The following is a 16,299-nucleotide window of genomic DNA, read 5'->3' as shown; positions in this document are numbered from 1 at the left end:
CGCCCCTCCGGGCACCCGGCTAGGCTCGGCGGCATGGCCCGTTACTTCGACGTCCACCCCGTCGACCCCCAGCCGCGCAGCATCGCGCAGGTCGTCGCCATGCTGCGCGACGACGCCCTGGTCGCCTACCCGACCGACTCCTCCTACGCGCTGGGCTGCCGCATGGAGTACCACGACGGCGCGGACCGCATCCGCACCATCCGCAAGCTCGACGACAAGCACCACTTCACGCTGGTCTGCTCGGACTTCGCGCAGCTCGGGCAGCTCGTGAAGCTGGACAACTCCGCGTTCCGCGCCATCAAGGCGGCCACACCGGGCGCGTACACGTTCATCCTCCCGGCCACGGCCGAGGTGCCCCGCAGGCTCGCGCACCCCAAGAAGAAGACGGTGGGTGTGCGCATCCCGGACTCCGCAGTCACGCAGGCGCTGCTGCGCGAGCTCGGGGAACCGCTGCTGTCCTCCACCCTGATCCTGCCGGACCAGACCGAGCCGCTGACCGACGGCTGGACCATCAAGGAGGAGCTCGACCACCTGCTCGACGCCGTCGTCGACGGCGGGGACGTCGGGACCGAGCCGACCACCGTCGTCGACTGGTCCGACGGCTACCCCCAGGTGGTCCGCGAGGGCGCCGGCGACCCGTCGCGCTTCGAGTAGCCGCCCGTCGCGCGACCCCGCGCTTCGAGTGTCCCAGGCTTCGCATAGCCTGTGCCCATGACGGACCCCACCGGGCTCGAGCAGGCCCGTACCAAGATGACCGAAGCCGGCGTGGCGCCCGCCGCCATCGAGACGTTCACGCGGTTCTACCACCTGCTGCAGTCGGGTGAGAGCGGCCTGATCCGCGAGGACGACGTCGACCCGGTGGTCGACATCCCGAACCGCGCGGAGCTGACCATCGGCGACGACTCCGCTGCCGCAGCCCTCGCGAGGACCGCGATGCTCAAGCTCAACGGCGGGCTCGGCACGTCCATGGGCATGGACCAGGCGAAGTCGCTGCTGCCGGTGCGGGTCGCGCCGAGCTCTGACGCGGGGGCCGGCGCTGCTGCCGGTGCGGGCCAGCCCGAGATGCTCACGTTCCTCGACATCATCGTCGGCCAGGTGCGGGCGGCCCGGGAGGCCACCGGCGCCCGGCTTCCGCTGCTGTTCATGAACTCGTTCCGCACCCGCGACGACTCGCTCGCGGCGCTGGAGCGCTACCCGGACATCGCCGTCGACGGGCTGCCCGTCGACTTCCTGCAGAATCGCGAGCCCAAGCTGCTCACCGCCGACCTCACGCCGGTCACCTGGGAGAAGGACCCCGACCTCGAGTGGTGCCCACCCGGGCACGGCGACCTCTATCCGGCGCTGCACACGTCGGGTGTCGTCGTCGCACTGCTGGAGGCCGGCTTCCGGTACCTGTGCGTCTCGAACTCGGACAACCTCGGCGCCACGCCGGACGCCACGATCGCCGGCTGGTTCGCCGCGTCCGGTGCCCCGTACGCCGCCGAGCTGTGCCGCAAGACGCCCGCCGACGTCAAGGGCGGCCAGCTCGTGATCCGCAAGGCCGACGGCCGGATGGTCCAGCGCGAGACCGCGCAGACCCACCCCGACGACGTCGCCGCCTCCCTCGACGCCACGCGCCACCCGTTCTTCCACACGAACAACCTCTGGTTCGACCTCGAGGCGCTGGCCGCAGAGCTCGAGCGGACGTCGGGGGTGCTGGAGCTCCCGCTGATCCGCAACGACAAGACGGTAGACCCGGCGGACTCGTCGTCGCCCAAGGTCGTGCAGATCGAGTCCGCGATGGGCGCCGCGGTCGGCGTCTTCGAGGGTGCGACGGCGATCGAGGTGGAGCGGTCCCGGTTCTTGCCGGTGAAGACGACCAACGACCTGCTCGTGCTGCGCTCGGACGTCTACGACCTGACGCCCGACTACCGCCTCGAGGCGCAGGCCCTCGCGCCGCTCGTGGACCTCGACAAGGCGCACTACAAGCTCATCGACGGCTTCACCGAGCGGTTCGCAGCGGGCGCGCCGTCGCTGCGGGACGCCGACTCCCTGACCGTGCGAGGCGACTGGACCTTCGGAGCGGGCGTGCGGGTCGAGGGCAAGGCGGAGCTCGCGGGCGACGGCGGCACGGTGCCCGACGGCGCGACGGTGGGCCCGGAAGGCTTCTGAGCCCGGCTGCCCGGAAGCGTCCGGCTGCCCGGGAAGGCACCGAGTGTGGTCGGTAGAACGTCAGGTGATCGGCATTCCGAGGTGCCGAATACCTGACGTTCTACCGACCATCCCTGCTTGGGCCCCGGCCCGGGCCCGGACCGGGCTCCGGCCGCCCCGAGATCGTGTCGGCCCGCCAGGCCTCCTCGAGCGCGACGATCCGCTCGCGGAGCGCGCTCGGGTCGGCGTCCGGCGGGACCGGGCCCACGGCCGCGGCGTCGGCCAGCCAGTCCGCCCATGCCTGCCAGCGCGGCAGGTACAGGCCCTGGACGAGGCCCTGCCAGTGCCGGCCGGAGTAGTCGTGCAGGCCGTTGTGCTGCTCACCCCAGACGCTGACCAGGCTCCGCGCCTCGCGCTCCATGGCGGCCCGTTCGGCGTCGGTGTCACCCCAGGCGCGGGCGGCGTCGACCCAGGTGGCGACCCGGGTCTCGGTGCGGGCGCCCGCCAGGTCGTCGAGCGTCAGCAGGTCGACGCGCAGGCGGCGCATGTGGGCGCGGACGCCGTCCGGGTCGCCGTCCCGCGCCGCCGCCAGGATGCCGCGCACGTGCACCCGGGTGCCCTGTGCGAGGACGTGGCCGGTGAGCTCGGCGATGTCGGCGCTCAGCACGTCGCGGGCCGGGTCGGCTGCGGAGCCCGGCGTCGGGCCCGGCAGGGTGTCGCGGACCTCGATGAGGTCCCGTACCGCCTCGGCGAGGCGGGGGAGCGCGGCCGGGATCGCGGGATCGTTCTCGGCGTCCACGTTCGACGACGGCGTGGGCGGCTCGGTGCCCGCCGCGCCGCCGTCCGCCGTCGTGCCGCCAGGGATCGCCTCGCCCGCGCTGCGCTGGGCGGGGAACGGGAGGGCCGCGGCCCAGGGGCGGGCGATCACGGGCGTCGGACTGGAGCGGGTGCGGCCGGGACCGTAGAGCGTGGAATTAATAGTGTGCCAAGCGCGTAGCGCTGTCTGTGCCGGGTTCTCACGTACGGCACCGATCAGCCCCGACGGCCCGCTCCGCTCCGTTCCTGGCTCCGACTCCGTGCCCGGATGCGGGTCGGACAGCCCGTACCGGTCCAGGACGAAGCGGTCGAGCCAGACGTCGAGGTCCGCGGGGGAGAGCGGTGCGTCGTCCCAGGCGAGGTCGGTCGCGAGCTCGTAGAAGACCTCGTTGTTCTCGATGGCCTCCGGGGCCAGCCCGACGCCACGGAGGTGGGGGACGCCGTCCAGCAGGGCGCGCATGTCCCGGACGAGGCCGCGCAGGTCGCCGAACAGCGCGGGCCTGCCCCCGAAGTTGTGCAGCGCGCACCAGACCCAGGGCCGCCCGGCGAGCGGGGCGCCGTCGGCGAGGAGGGCGCCGTGCAGCGGCACGTGCTCGCCCCAGAGGTCGAGGACGAGCGTTCGGTCGGCGGGCACGTCGCGCAGGTACGCGGCCACGCGGTCCGGCGTCCAGAACGCGCCCTTGTAGTGGAAGGGCCAGCCCTGGAGCACCCAGACCGCGTCGGGGTCAGCGGCGGCCAGGGCCCGGTACGTGCCGCGTCCCGCGGCCCGCAGGTACTCGACGTCGCCCGACGGCGGGACCGACTCGATGTACGGATCGACCGCGAAGTACCCGGACCCCGGGCCGAGCAGCTCGCGCTGGACCTGCGCGAACGACGCGAACAGCTCCTGGAAGCGTGCCGAGCCCGGGTGCAGGACCGGGATGCGCCAGCCCTGCCACTCGATCTCGCCGGCCGGGTACTCGGAGGCGTGGTGCGCGCTGCCAGGGCGCGGGCGCACGAGGGCCGGCGGGACGTGGCCGCCGAACGCGGGAAGCACCGGCGTCATGCCGAGCTCGCGCATGCGGCCGAGGACACGCCGGGCCAGCTCCACGCGCCGCTGGGCCCAGCGCGACGGCAGCGGCCCGCCGAACGAGTGCATGCCTCCCATGAACGTCCACGGGAAGTGTGCGGCGCCGCCCAGCCAGGCGGCCGCCTCGGCGTCGGGCAGCCCGGCCCTGCGGAACGTCTCGCCCAGCACCGCCTCGTGTCCCACCAGCATGAGCGGGTGCGTGACGCCGTGCAGCGCCATCCAGTCGATCTCGCGCTCCCAGCGGTCCCAGCCCCAGAAGGGCGCCGAGTACCCGAAGGTCACGACGTTCAGGTAGTACCGCACCTCGTGCGGCGACGAGATCGTGGTGCGAGGAGCGTCCGGCAGCGAGCTCTTGCCCACGTAGGGCCGTTGCCAGCTCAGTCGTGTACCCAGGTGCGCCCGGACATACCGGGCCAGCGCGACCGACGCGGCCACGGCGTCGGTTCCGCGGACGGTGAGCCGGCCGGCCTCGGCCCGGTAGTCGGCGGTGCTGGGCGACGCGGTGCCAGGCTGCGCAGTCCCGGGCGGCCCGTCGACCAGCCGCTCGACCGTGACCAGCCGCCGGTCGAGGCCGGCCCGTTCGGCGACACCCCCGACGGCCTCGGCCCACGGTGCGGGAATCGGAGCGCCCGTCGGGCTCCCGCCCGTCCCGCTCATGGCGCCTCCCGGTCCAGCGGATCCAGCACCGTGGCGGCCCAGGCCCCGAAGTCCACGACACCCGCGCCCGTGCGGGACTCCTCCGCGGCGAACGCCATGAGATGGCTGTCCAGCGCGGTCCAGAACGACAGCTCGCCCGAACCGACGGTGCCGTCGACCACCGCACGACAGAACGCGTCCATGAGCGCGCCGTCGCCGCCGGCGTGACCGCCGCGCCCGGCGGGCCCGGCCTCCGGCCCGCCGGCCCCGCCCTCCGGCCCGCCGGTCGCCCCGCCCTCCGGCCGGGTGTCCCGGACCGGCCGGGCGACGAGCGTGTGGGTCGCGTGCCCGAGCGGTCCGTCCGTGCCGGACGCGACCAGCTCGACGTCGGGCGGGGCGTCCGGGCCGACCAGGGCGTCGGGCAGCCGGCCCGACGGCGAGAACAGGTCGACGCGGATCTCGCCCGACTCCATGTGCCCGTGCAGCTGCCCGCGCGTGCCGGTGATCGCCAGGTGCCGCGTGTTCTCGGCGGTGAACGCGCTGGCCGTGAGCGTCGCGGTGAGCCCGGAGCCGAACCGCAGGAGCGTCTGCTGGTGGTCGGCCACGTCGTTGTCGCTCCGGTAGACGCAGCGCCCGTACGGCCCGCGGCGCAGGGCGGCGAGACGGCCGGCGGGGGACAGGTCGTCGCCGAGCATCATGACCGGATGGCCCGTGACGTCCCGCAGGGCGTCGACGTAGTAGCGGGGCGCGTAGAACGGGCAGTCCGCGGCGGCGGGGCAGCCGTCGGTGCAGCGAGCGGGTGCGCCGTCGGGCGCGTTTTCCGGGCGAAAGTGCAGCAGCGACCCCTCGCTCGAGACCGTCCGGGGCGCCGCGCCCGCGAGCCAGCGGATCAGGTCGAGGTCGTGGCACGTCTTGGCGAGCACCATCGGGCTCGACATCGCGGCGCTGCGCCAGTTCCCCCGCACGAACGAGTGCGCGAAGTGCCAGAACCCGATGTTCTCGCGTACCTCGATCGTCGCGAGGTCGCCGAGGGCCCCGGCGGCGACGACGGCGCGCACGGCACGCCAGAACGGCGCGAACCGCAGCACGTGCCCGACGGCGATGCGGGCGTCCGTCCGGCGCACCACGAGGGCCAGGTCGAGGAGGCCGGCCAGCGTGGGGGCGGCGGGCTTCTCCAGCAGCATGGGCAGCCCGGCGTCGGCCACGGCCGTGGCGGCGGCGACGTGGAGTGCGTCAGGGAGCGCGACGACCACGGCGTCGGGCCGCAGCCGCCCCAGGTCCGTGACCAGGCCGCGCCAGTCGGCGTAGCGAGCCGCCGTCGTGCCGGCCAGGGCGTCGAGGCGGGCGGGGTCCGGCTCTGCGACCGCCACGACCCGGGCGCGGTCCGGGTGCGCCCGGACCCAGCGGCCGTAGGCCTCGGCGCCACGGCCGCCCGCGCCGAGGACGGCGAGCCGGACCGGAGCTGTCGCTGTGCTCATCGCCGTACTCACCTCTCCGCGCCCTGGACCAGGCCGGACACGATGTACCGCTGCGCCAGGAAGAACACGATCACCACGGGGACCGTCACGGCAATCGAGCCGGCCAGGAGCACCGTGACGGGCACCTGGAAGTCGCCGAGCTGCGCGATACCGAGCGGCGCCGTCCAGAGGTCGCGGTGCTGCACCAGGAACAGCAGCGCGTAGAAGTACTCGTTCCAGGCGATCATGAACACGTAGATGGCGGTGGCGACCACGCCGGGGATCGCGATCGGCAGCACTACCCGGACCAGGAGCTGGCCGAGCGTGCAGCCGTCCATGATCGCCGCCTCCTCGACGCTCTGCGGCAGTGCCAGGAAGAAGTTCCGCATCATGTACAGGGCGACGGGCACCGTGGCCGCTACGTAGACGATCAGCAGCCCGACCAGGGTGCTCGTCAGGCCGAGGCGGGACAGGATGACGAACTTCGGCACGGCCAGCACGATCCCCGGGAACAGGTAGACCGCAAGGATGATGCCGTTCGTGAGGGCCCGCCCGCGGTACCGCAGGCGCGCGGCGGCGTACGCACCGAGCACGCAGACCAGGATGCTCAGCAGCACCGTCCCCAGGGCGACGCCGAGCGAGTTGAGCACGAACCGGCCGAGGCCGAACCCGCCGTCGGACTCGTCCCGCATGGCCGTGGCGAACGCCGACAGGTCGAGCTCCGTCGGCAGCCCCAGGGGGTCTCTGGTCACCTCCGCGTAGGGCCGCACGGACAGCACGACGCCGTACAAGACAGGGCCGAGCGACCACAGGAGCGCGATCGCGACCACGACGGCGCGGCCGGTTCGCGCGAGGGGGGTCGGGCGGACGCCGCTCATGGTGCTCCACTCGTGACCCGGCTCATGATTCCTCCGTCCGTCGGGACAGCAGCACGTACCCCGCCAGGAGCACGCACAGGATGAGGCTCATCAGCAGGCCGAACGCGGCGGCGCTACCGATGTCGGCCTTGGTGACGAGCTCGGTGTACACCTGGATCGCCATGACCTGGGTGCTCCCGGCCCCCTCGGTGAGCAGGTAGACGTCGTCGAACGTCTGGAACGACCAGATGAAGCGCAGCAGGAGCAGCAGCAGGGCCACGGCGCGCAGCTGCGGCAGCAGGATGAACCGCAGCGACTGCCGGCGGTTCGCGCCGTCGAGCGCCGCGGCCTCCTCGATCTCGCCGGGCACCGACTGGAGCCTGGCGGTGAGGAACAGGAACGCGAGCGGTGCCGACCTCCAGATGTCGAACAGGACCACGACGAGCAGCGCCACCGGCACGGGTATGCCCCAGACGTCGGCCGACGTGGTGCTGAGGAAGCCCACCGGGGTGTCCCACCCGAGGTAGGCACGGCCGAACGCGTTGACCACGCCGTACTGCGGGTTGAGCGCCGTCTTCCAGATGGTGGCCGCCGCCACCACCGGCAGCACGTACGGCACCAGCAGCAGGGCGCGCACGAGGCCGCGTCCCCGGAACGGCCGCCGCAGCGCGAGCGCCAGCACGAGGCCGACGGCCAGCGACCCGACCGCCGTCAGGCCCGCGTACAGCACGGTCGTCCACAGGGCGCCCCAGAACGCCTGCGACGACGCGGCCCGGCGGAAGTTGTCCAGGGTCCACTCGATCGGCTCCGTCCCGAGGAACGGGATGTCGACCAGCCGGATCTCGGAGAACCCGAACACCACCACCAGGGCGAACGGCAGCAGCGCCACCAGACCCACCACGGCGAGCGACGGCGAGACGAGCAGCCACCCTGAGCGGTTCTCGCGCTGGGCCGCCGTCGTCGGGGCTCGGGTCGTCACTGGTCCTGCTGCAGCGCCGTCACCTCGGCGGCCATCTGCTGGGTCACCTCTGCCGGATCAGTGCCCCGGTACAGCGGGTCCAGCTGCTGGGCCAGCGTGCCCTGGGTGGCCACCAGGCCGGCGAGCGTCGCATCGGGGGTGCCCTGGCCCCAGCGGGAGACGGCGGCCATGCCGTCACCCATGGCGGTGACCAGGTCGTCGCCGTACACCTCGGCGACCGAGGACTCGACCTTCGGCCCGAAGCCCAGGTCACCCCACGCGTCGAGGTACTCCGTCGGGCTCTCCGGCGTACCCGTCCGCAGCGGGAGGCGGCCCTCCGTGGCGACGGCGAGGGTGTCGGCGTAGCCCTCGCTCATGACGTACTCGATGTACTGGCGTGCCGCCTCGCTGTCCGCGTGCGCGGGGACCGCGTAGGCGAGGGTGGCGCCGAACTGGGCGGGGCTCTGCGCCGTGTCCGACGAGCTGCCTGACGACGGCTCCAGCACGGTGATGAAGCCCGAGTTCTCCGCGAGGAACGCCGGGTCGTCGGCGCACTGGTCGCACGACGGCGGCACGGCCTCGTCGAGGTTCGCCAGCTCGTCGAGGATGTGCGTCGAGAAGAGCAGCATCGCCGCGTCGCCGCCCATGTACGCGGCGCGCGCCGACTCGACGTCGTAGTCACCGGCGACCGACGAGTCGCGCAGCTCCTTGAAGTGCCGGGCAGCCTCGGTGCACTCGGGCGCGTCGATGGTGACCTCGCCGTCGGACACGAGCTGGCAGCCCGCCGACTGGAAGATCGACTCGATGCCCTCCGTGCCGGACGCGGTGCCGGACTGGGTGCCGAGGGCGATACCCGTGACGTCCAGCTCCTCCTTGACGGTGGTCGCTGCCTCGGCGAGCTCGGGGACCGTGGTGGGCACCTCGACCCCGGCCTCCTCGAGCAGGTCGGTGCGGTAGGCGATGAGGTGCACCCAGCCGTCGCTGGGGACCGCCGCCACGGTGCCTCCCGCGGCGCCCTCCTCGCCCTGCACGGTGACCGCGCCGAGCGCGTTCTGGTTGAAGGTGGCGGGATCGAGCGCGTCCATGGCCAGCTGGACGACGTCGGTGTCGAGCAGACCCTGGGCCTGCCAGGAGGTGATCTGCGACGCGCCGGCCAGGATGACGTCGGGCACCTCTCCGGACGCGGCGCCCGTGACCAGCGCCTGGTCCTGGTCGGCCGCCGCGAGCGGGACGACGTCGACGGCGATCCCGGACTCCTCGGTGAACCGCGCCGCTACCGCTTCCTGCGCGGCCACCCGTTCCGGTGTGGACTGCGGCGTCCAGAAGGTGATGGATTCCCCCTGCTGGTCCTGCTCGGCAGAGCCGCCGCAGCTTGCGAGGAGGGTGGCTACGGCGGTCAGTGCGACGACGACGGCGGACGAGCGGATGCGACGATGCATGGTCCCTCCTCGGTGCTGGTGTCCTGTGGGGCGGCCTGGCGTGTCCTTTGAGGTGTCCCAGACACTTCACCCGCGCGGGAAGCCAGTCAAGGCCGACGCGCCGGTTCCCCGGTGTCGGAGGTGACCGGGGCCGCGGATTCCCAGGCGGGCGGATGCCCGAGTCAGGGACGTCAGGGGTCTGCGGTTGCCCGCCTCTCGGGTTGCCTGAGTCCGCGGACGTCGGAGGTCTGTCGCCGGTCCGCCTGCCGCCAGGAAAGTCACCCCAACGTTCGGCACGCGACACGCCGAGGATGCGATGCACCGTGTTGGGGTCGCCGGCAGGGCCGGAAGCAGGCCGGGGGGATCCCGAAAATGATTGGGCAGCCTTCGCGAAAGGCCCTTCCCCCGGGGACACGGGGGCCGGTGCGCGACCACAGGCAGGCGATCCTTCGACCCGTCCCCAGGAACGTCCGGTCGGCCCCGGACGCGTCGTCCGACGATGTCGACTGTCCCCATGTCTCGTCCCCTCCCTGCCCTGCCCTGCCGAGGAAGCTGCTGCTCCTGGCGGCCGGACAACAGGGCCTCCTGACCATCGCCCAGTGCGACGCGCACGGCGTGGACCGGGGACGCCGGGCCCGGCTCGTCGCGGCGGGGACCCTGCGTCGCGTCGCCCGGGGCATCGTGGATACCTGCGGGACCGGCATCGCCGGCCGGATCGCCGCACGCGAGTACGACCACGTCCGGCTCTGGAAGGTGTGGTTGGCGCAGCTGCTCGCCGGTCCTGGCTCGGTGGCTCTGGGACAGGCCGCTCTCGTGGTGGCCGGATTGCACGGCGTCCCATGGCAGTTCGTCCCTGAGATGGCGTACCTGAACGGCCGGTACGGGCGGAGCGCCGAGCACGTCGTGATCCGGCAGGTGGACCTGGGTGACCGCCACTTCGAACGGAACGGGCTCCGGTACACGGAACCGGAGCGGGCCCTGGCGCAGGCCGTCCCGACGTTGGACCGTCGGACGGCGATCGCCGTGATCGACAGCGCCCGCTACCGGGGCGTCGTCGATGCCGCAGGGCTCGTCCGGGCCAGGGAGCTCGCCAGGGGGCACCGTGGCTCGGTGCGGGCCGCCCCTTGGTGGGACGAGGTCGGCCAGGCGGTCCGCGCGGTGGTGGTCGGTTCCTGACCGCCCACCCCGACGTTCGGCACGCGAGACGCCGACGATGCGATGCACCGTGTTGGGGTCGCTACGGACGTATCGGCACGTCGACCACGCGGGCATCGCCGACGGCGGGGGAGTGGGCCCCCGACGAGGCGGCCGCGACGTCGGCGGCCAGGGTGTCCAGCTGCCCCGGGGGGACCAGCAGGCGCAGGTGCGCGACGGCGTCGTAGGCGGGTGGCTCCATGACCGCGCCGTGCCCGGTGGCCCAGTCGCGCAGCAGGTTGTCGATGCGGCCGGCGTCCCCGTGCGGGACCGGGACCTCGACCTCGTACAGCAGCTCGCGGCGGAGCATCGCCCCCGACCCGGCCGCGACGTCGAGGGCGGCGGCCACCGCGCCCGAGTAGGCCCGGACGAGCCCGCCGGCTCCGAGCTTCACGCCGCCGAAGTAGCGGCTGACCACGGCGACCAGGTCGGTGACGCCCCGATGGCGCAGCACCTCCAGCATGGGGACGCCGGCCGTGCCGCTGGGCTCGCCGTCGTCGGAGGAGCGGGCCTGGTCCGCCCGGGTGCCTAGCACCATCGCCACGCAGTGGTGGCGCGCGTCCCACAGCGCCTTGCGCCGCCCTGCGATCACGGCGTCGGCCTCTGCGACGCTGCGGGCGGGGGCGAGGTGGGCAAGGAAGCGGGACTTCTTGATGACCACCTCGTGGTCGACGGGCCGGGCGATGGTACGGGGGAGGTCCACAGGATCCACCGAACGAGAGTACGCGGCGTTTCCCCTTCCATTAATAGTGTGCCAAGCGTAGATTCCCACCATGACCAGCAATCACGCAGGCTCACCACAGGCCTCGAGCGGGGAGCTCGACCGGTACCCACGCCCGCCCGTGAGCCTCGAGGAGGCGGAGTGGGTCTGGCGCGAGCTGACAGGCGAGGCGATGCGGCCGGGTGCCAAGCCGGAGACGGTCCGGCTGGCGGTGATCACGGGACTGGTGCGCGCGACGGGTACGCGGTACGGGGATCTGCTGCGGGTGCGCGTCGAGGACATCGACCTCGGGCCGGCGCGTTCGGGGCGGGCGGCGGAGGGCAGCGTGCTCGTACGGCACGGGAAGCACCGCACGCCGCGGCGCCACCTGCTGTCAGCGGACCTCGTGGTCCTGCTGAAGCACTGGATGGTGGTGCGGGAGGAGCTCGCGGCCGAGCTGGAGGGCTCGGTGCCGCGGGCGCTGCTGCTGACGGTGCACCACACTCACGACAACGGCACCACTGTCGCGTCCGGGCTGCCGATCACCCGGCAGGGGCTGGTGCTGTCGTGGCGCCGGTTCGTGCACCGGACGAACGCGCAGTACGGCGCGCTGCGCCCGCCGCTGCCCACCCGCTTCGAGCAGGTCCGCCGGGCATGGGTGGATGCCGCCCAGGAGCACCGTTGAGTGCGGGGTATTTGTGCGCTCAACGCATCTGGCAGCGCAAATACCCCGCACTCAACGGGTGCGGATGCCGAGGAGCGGGGCCTGGGCGGTTGACGACGGCAGATGGGTGAAGCCGTATCTGTCGTAGAACAAGCCGGCCGCGGTGTTGTCTGCCGCGTAGCCCAGGTGCACGCCCGGCACGCCGCGGTCAGCGAGGGCGCCGCGGAGCGTGTCGATGAGGCGCGAGCCCAGGCCCCGGCGCTGCAGCACCGGCAGCAGGTCGATGTGCAGGTGGGCGGGGTGCGTCGCCAGCTCGCCGTGGCGCAGGCCGCGGACCATGCGCTCCGGGTCGGTGCCGTCGTGCACGAGCTGAGCCTCGGTGTAGCCGGGGTTCCGGCCGGTCGCCGGGCCAGGTGCGGGATGGCGGGCGATGAAGCCGGGCGTCCACTCGCGGGCCCACCAGTCGACGAAGGCCGCGGTGTCGGCCACGGCGATGATGTAGCCGGTGGCGCGCCCCTCGTGCTCGACGACCCAGGCGAGGTCGGGGGAGTGGTCGACGTACGGCAGCGCGTAGACGTCGGGCATGAGGAGATCGGAGGAGTAGACGCCGCGTGCGTCTCCTCCGGCCGCGGCGGTGCGGACGCAGATGTCGGCGACGTCGGCACGGTCGGCGACGCGGTACGGGCGGATGAATGGCTCGGTCACCCCGGCACACTAGCCTGCCGTCTCAGAATGTGACCGTGCTGTGACATGTCTGTCTATCGGTCATGCGCTGACCCCGCGGGAGCCGCGTGCTGGTGCTGGTCAGCGGCAGATCGAGCCCTCTGGCGTTACCGCGCATTTGCCGCGTGAACACGCCAGTAACGGGATCGTCACAGGATCGCAATGTGCAATCTCCGCGCAAGTTCGTTACGGTCGATTTGTCATGCAGAACCTCGAAGAGGAACTCAAGCACATCCATCCGACCGAAACCACGGTGGCACTGAGGGAGCCCACCGTCGCAGACGGAGCAGCGATGTGGCGCCTTGCGCGCGACTCCAAGACGCTGGACCTGAATTCGTCCTACGCGTATCTTCTCTGGGCTCGAGACTTCGCCCGGACCTCGGTGCTCGTGAGCGTCGACGGCGAACCCGGCGGGTTCGTCACGGGCTACATCCGCCCCGACGAGCCGACCACACTGATGATCTGGCAGGTTGCCGTGGACCACGCGTACCGTGGACAGCGGCTCGCCTCCCGGATGCTCGCGCACCTCGCCGAGCGGCACCCCGAGTGCACGCACGTGGAGACGACCATCACCTCGGACAACACGGCGTCCATCGCCCTGTTCATGTCCTTCGCGTCGGCCCAGGGTGCGCCCGTCGACGTACGGACCGTGTTCCCCACGGAAGCGTTCCCGGACGGCCACGACGCGGAGCTGGTGTTCCGCATCGGCCCGCTCTCCTGACCGCGCTCAGGTCAAAACCCACATAACTGCAGAAAACCGATCTACCACAGCCGAGTCCGGTCACCGAGGCCGGACCGTGGAAGGAGCCATGCGCCCGAATACCGCTATGCCTACTGGCATGTCCTCGACCAGCATCTTCGACGAGCTCGAGTCCCAGGTCCGCAGCTACTGCCGGAACTGGCCCGCGACGTTCACGACCGCCGCGGGCAGCTCCATGCACGCTGAGGACGGCCGAAGTTATCTCGACTTCTTCGCCGGGGCAGGTGCGCTCAACTACGGGCACAACCACCCGGTGCTGCTCGAGGCGCTGATCGAGTACCTGCGGAGCGGCGGGATCGTGCACTCGCTCGACATGCACACCGCGACCAAGCGCGAATTCTTGACGACGTTCCGGGACCGGATCCTGGCGCCGCGCAACTTGGACTACAAGGTCATGTTCCCCGGGCCGACCGGGACGAACACCGTGGAGAGCGCGCTCAAGCTCGCGCGCAAGGTGACCGGCCGTCAGCACATCCTGTCGTTCACCAACGCGTTCCACGGGATGACGCTGGGCGCGCTGTCCGTGACCGGCAACTCGATGAAGCGCAACGGCGCCGGCCTGCCCCTCACGAACAGCTCGAAGATCCCGTACGACGACTACTTCTCCGGCGCCACCGAGGACTTCCTGTGGCTCGAGCGCGTGCTCAGCGACAGCGGTTCCGGCGTCGACAAGCCCGCCGCGATCATCGTGGAGTCGGTCCAGGGCGAGGGCGGCCTCAGCGCCGCGCGGCCCGAGTGGCTGCGCGCGCTGTCCGAGCTGTGCCGCGCGCACGAGATCCTGCTGATCCTCGACGACGTGCAGGCTGGCTGCGGCCGCACCGGCGACTTCTTCAGCTTCGAGGAGGCCGGGATCACGCCCGACATCGTGTGCCTCTCGAAGTCGATCTCCGGCTTCGGGCTCCCGATGGCGCTCACCCTGATCCGCCCGGAACTGGACCAGTGGGAGCCCGGCGAGCACAACGGCACGTTCCGCGGCAACAACCCGGCGTTCGTCACCGCGACCGCCGCGCTGAACCACTTCTGGTCCGACGACGTGTTCGTCGAGGAGGCCCGGGAGCGAGGCGCCGAGCTGCACGACGGCCTGAGCCGGATCGCCAACGGGTACGAGGGCGCCATCGTCAAGGGTCGTGGCTTCCTGACCGGGATCAAGTTCCCCGACACCACGGCCGCGTCCAAGATCGCCGCGGCGTCGTACCAGCGCGGCCTGCTGGTCGAGACGTCCGGACCCGAGGACGAGGTCCTCAAGACGATGCCCGCCCTGACGATCTCGTCGGACGAGCTGCGTTCCGGCGTGGACATCATCGCGGCTGCGGCGACCGAGGTGCTCGGCGCGCCCGTCGCGGATCTCGCCGTCGCCAAGTAGGACTCCGCAGGGCTCCGCGACGCAGCTCGCTGCGTCGCGGAGCCCTGCGCTGCGGGGTCCCGCGACGTGGGCCCCGGGACTGCAGGGGCGAGGACCGCCCCCGAGGAAAGGAACACCAAATGATCGTCACCCGACTGGCTGATCTCGAAGGCACCGACCGCGACGTCAAGTCGCAGAACTGGCGCAGCCGGAGGCTCGTGCTCGCCAAGGAGGGCGTCGGCTTCTCGTTCCACGAGACCACGATGTACGCGGGCACCGAGACCGAGATGTGGTACGCGAACCACTTCGAGGCCGTGTACTGCGTCGGCGGTACCGGACAGCTCGAGAACCGGGAGACGGGCGAGATCCATGAGATCTCGGACGGCACGATGTATCTCCTGGACGGCAACGAGAAGCACACGATGCGTCCCACGACCGATCTGCGCCTGATCTGCACCTTCAACCCACCGGTGACCGGGCGGGAGGTGCATGACGCCGATGGCGTCTACCCGCTGATCAAGGAAGAGGAGGCCGCCGTATGACGACGGATGCAATCAGCAAGACCGAGACCCAGACCCAGCACACCGCGGACCAGCCCGCCGACCTGTACCCGACGCGCGTCGAGGGGCCGGCGTCCGAGATCCCGCGCCAGGACAAGGTCGTCTGGGGCAGTGCGGCCGACGGCCCGCTGGAGCAGGAGCACCTGGACGGTTTCGACCGGAACGGGTACCTCGCGATCGAGGACCTGGTGACGCCGGCGGAGGTCGAGGAGTTCCGGGCGGAGCTCCGGCGGATGTCCACCGATCCGGTGATCCGCGCTGACGAGCGCACCATCATCGAGGGCGCCTCCCAGGAGGTCCGCACGATCTTCGAGGTGCACAGGTCCAGCGAGGTCTTCGCGCGGATCGCGAGCGACCCGCGGGTGGTGGGCCGGGCCCGCCAGATCCTCGGCTCGGACGTGTACATCCACCAGAGCCGCGTCAATCTCAAACCCGGGTTCGGCGGCGGCGACTTCGCGTGGCACTCGGACTTCGAGACGTGGCACGCCGAGGACGGTCTTCCGCGGATGCGGACGGTCAGCATCTCGATCTCGCTGACCGACAACTACTCGTTCAACGGTCCGCTGATGATCATGCCCGGAACGCACAAGACGTACGTGTCCTGCACCGGCAAGACGCCGAACGACAACTACAAGGCGTCGCTCGTGATGCAGAACGCCGGTACCCCCGACGAGGACATCCTGACGCGGATGGCCGACGAGCACGGCATCGACGTGCTCGCGGGCAAGTCCGGCAGCGCGATCATGTTCGACTGCAACTGCATGCACGGGTCGAACGGCAACATCTCGCCGTACCCGCGGTCGAACATCTTCCTCGTGTTCAACAGCGTGGAGAACACGGCGGTCGAGCCGTTCGCGGCGGACTCGGCGCGGCCGACGTTCCTCGGGACCCGGGACTTCACCCCGGTCGGCTGACCCAGGGGCCACCCCGCAACGTGTCAGGCGCCCAGGCCACTCAAGTGGCCACCCCACTTGGTGGCCCACTCGAGCTTTTCCACCTCCTGCGCGATCGAGCT

General features: G+C 71.7%; 15 protein-coding genes. 8 read left to right on the top strand and 7 right to left on the bottom strand.

What is annotated here, in order from left to right:
* The first annotated feature begins 33 nt into the window (after nucleotides 1-33).
* Complete coding sequence (locus AB0F40_RS05940) at nucleotides 34-654, top strand: L-threonylcarbamoyladenylate synthase (protein WP_357465171.1); 621 nt, start codon at nucleotides 34-36, stop codon at nucleotides 652-654.
* A 57-nt stretch (nucleotides 655-711) separates the two neighbouring features.
* Nucleotides 712-2,151 carry a UTP--glucose-1-phosphate uridylyltransferase gene (locus AB0F40_RS05935; protein WP_357465169.1) on the top strand — a complete coding sequence of 480 codons (1,440 nt, stop codon included), beginning with the start codon at nucleotides 712-714 and terminating at the stop codon, nucleotides 2,149-2,151.
* 100 nt (nucleotides 2,152-2,251) lie between these two features.
* On the opposite strand, the gene AB0F40_RS05930 is transcribed toward AB0F40_RS05935, so the two are convergent.
* Genes AB0F40_RS05930 through AB0F40_RS05910 form a run of 5 tightly spaced genes read right to left on the bottom strand, consistent with a single transcriptional unit; the run spans nucleotide 2,252 to nucleotide 9,362 of the window.
* A complete protein-coding gene (locus AB0F40_RS05930; protein ID WP_357465167.1) occupies nucleotides 2,252-4,672 on the bottom strand; it encodes an alpha-N-acetylglucosaminidase TIM-barrel domain-containing protein in 2,421 nt (806 codons plus the stop codon).
* Nucleotides 4,669-6,129: a Gfo/Idh/MocA family oxidoreductase gene (locus tag AB0F40_RS05925; protein WP_357465165.1), complete on the bottom strand. Its 1,461-nt coding sequence runs from the start codon at nucleotides 6,127-6,129 to the stop codon at nucleotides 4,669-4,671. The genes AB0F40_RS05930 and AB0F40_RS05925 overlap by 4 nt, the downstream gene beginning before the upstream one ends.
* Before the next feature lie 8 nt (nucleotides 6,130-6,137).
* The gene (locus AB0F40_RS05920) at nucleotides 6,138-6,986 is read right to left on the bottom strand and encodes a carbohydrate ABC transporter permease (protein WP_357465163.1); all 849 of its coding nucleotides are present in this window, start codon (nucleotides 6,984-6,986) and stop codon (nucleotides 6,138-6,140) included.
* Between the two features lie 22 nt (nucleotides 6,987-7,008).
* Complete coding sequence (locus tag AB0F40_RS05915) at nucleotides 7,009-7,944, bottom strand: sugar ABC transporter permease (protein WP_357465161.1); 936 nt, start codon at nucleotides 7,942-7,944, stop codon at nucleotides 7,009-7,011.
* The gene (locus tag AB0F40_RS05910; RefSeq protein ID WP_357465159.1) at nucleotides 7,941-9,362 is read right to left on the bottom strand and encodes an extracellular solute-binding protein; all 1,422 of its coding nucleotides are present in this window, start codon (nucleotides 9,360-9,362) and stop codon (nucleotides 7,941-7,943) included. Before AB0F40_RS05910 ends, AB0F40_RS05915 begins: the two co-directional genes overlap by 4 nt.
* A gap of 402 nt (nucleotides 9,363-9,764) precedes the next feature.
* Between AB0F40_RS05910 and AB0F40_RS05905 the strand changes: the two genes are divergently transcribed.
* Nucleotides 9,765-10,517 carry a type IV toxin-antitoxin system AbiEi family antitoxin domain-containing protein gene (locus AB0F40_RS05905; RefSeq protein ID WP_357465157.1) on the top strand — a complete coding sequence of 251 codons (753 nt, stop codon included), beginning with the start codon at nucleotides 9,765-9,767 and terminating at the stop codon, nucleotides 10,515-10,517.
* A gap of 61 nt (nucleotides 10,518-10,578) precedes the next feature.
* On the opposite strand, the gene AB0F40_RS05900 is transcribed toward AB0F40_RS05905, so the two are convergent.
* Nucleotides 10,579-11,238, bottom strand: a complete 660-nt coding sequence (locus AB0F40_RS05900; RefSeq protein WP_357465155.1) for a YigZ family protein — start codon at nucleotides 11,236-11,238, stop codon at nucleotides 10,579-10,581.
* Between the two features lie 70 nt (nucleotides 11,239-11,308).
* Between AB0F40_RS05900 and AB0F40_RS05895 the strand changes: the two genes are divergently transcribed.
* Nucleotides 11,309-11,920 carry a tyrosine-type recombinase/integrase gene (locus AB0F40_RS05895; RefSeq protein WP_357465153.1) on the top strand — a complete coding sequence of 204 codons (612 nt, stop codon included), beginning with the start codon at nucleotides 11,309-11,311 and terminating at the stop codon, nucleotides 11,918-11,920.
* A 51-nt stretch (nucleotides 11,921-11,971) separates the two neighbouring features.
* On the opposite strand, the gene AB0F40_RS05890 is transcribed toward AB0F40_RS05895, so the two are convergent.
* Nucleotides 11,972-12,604, bottom strand: a complete 633-nt coding sequence (locus AB0F40_RS05890) for a GNAT family N-acetyltransferase (protein ID WP_357465151.1) — start codon at nucleotides 12,602-12,604, stop codon at nucleotides 11,972-11,974.
* 220 nt (nucleotides 12,605-12,824) lie between these two features.
* Here AB0F40_RS05890 and ectA point away from each other — a divergent pair, with 220 nt between their 5' ends.
* From ectA to thpD, 4 genes are all read left to right on the top strand, one after another.
* Nucleotides 12,825-13,343, top strand: a complete 519-nt coding sequence (ectA, locus tag AB0F40_RS05885) for a diaminobutyrate acetyltransferase (protein ID WP_357465149.1) — start codon at nucleotides 12,825-12,827, stop codon at nucleotides 13,341-13,343.
* A gap of 118 nt (nucleotides 13,344-13,461) precedes the next feature.
* On the top strand, nucleotides 13,462-14,745 hold the full coding sequence (gene ectB, locus AB0F40_RS05880) for a diaminobutyrate--2-oxoglutarate transaminase (protein ID WP_357465147.1): 1,284 nt from the start codon (nucleotides 13,462-13,464) through the stop codon (nucleotides 14,743-14,745).
* A gap of 119 nt (nucleotides 14,746-14,864) precedes the next feature.
* Nucleotides 14,865-15,266 (top strand): ectoine synthase, encoded by a 402-nt coding sequence (locus tag AB0F40_RS05875; protein WP_253868175.1) that lies wholly within the window; start codon nucleotides 14,865-14,867, stop codon nucleotides 15,264-15,266.
* Entirely contained in the window at nucleotides 15,263-16,198 is a 936-nt protein-coding gene (gene thpD / locus AB0F40_RS05870) for an ectoine hydroxylase (RefSeq protein ID WP_357465145.1), read from the top strand. Before AB0F40_RS05875 ends, thpD begins: the two co-directional genes overlap by 4 nt.
* The last annotated feature ends 101 nt before the right edge of the window (nucleotides 16,199-16,299 follow it).

This window comes from Promicromonospora sp. NPDC023987 (assembly GCF_040639055.1).
Lineage (GTDB): Bacteria > Actinomycetota > Actinomycetes > Actinomycetales > Cellulomonadaceae > Promicromonospora.
Note: the sequence above shows the minus strand (reverse complement) of the source record. Positions and strands in the feature narration are given on the sequence as shown.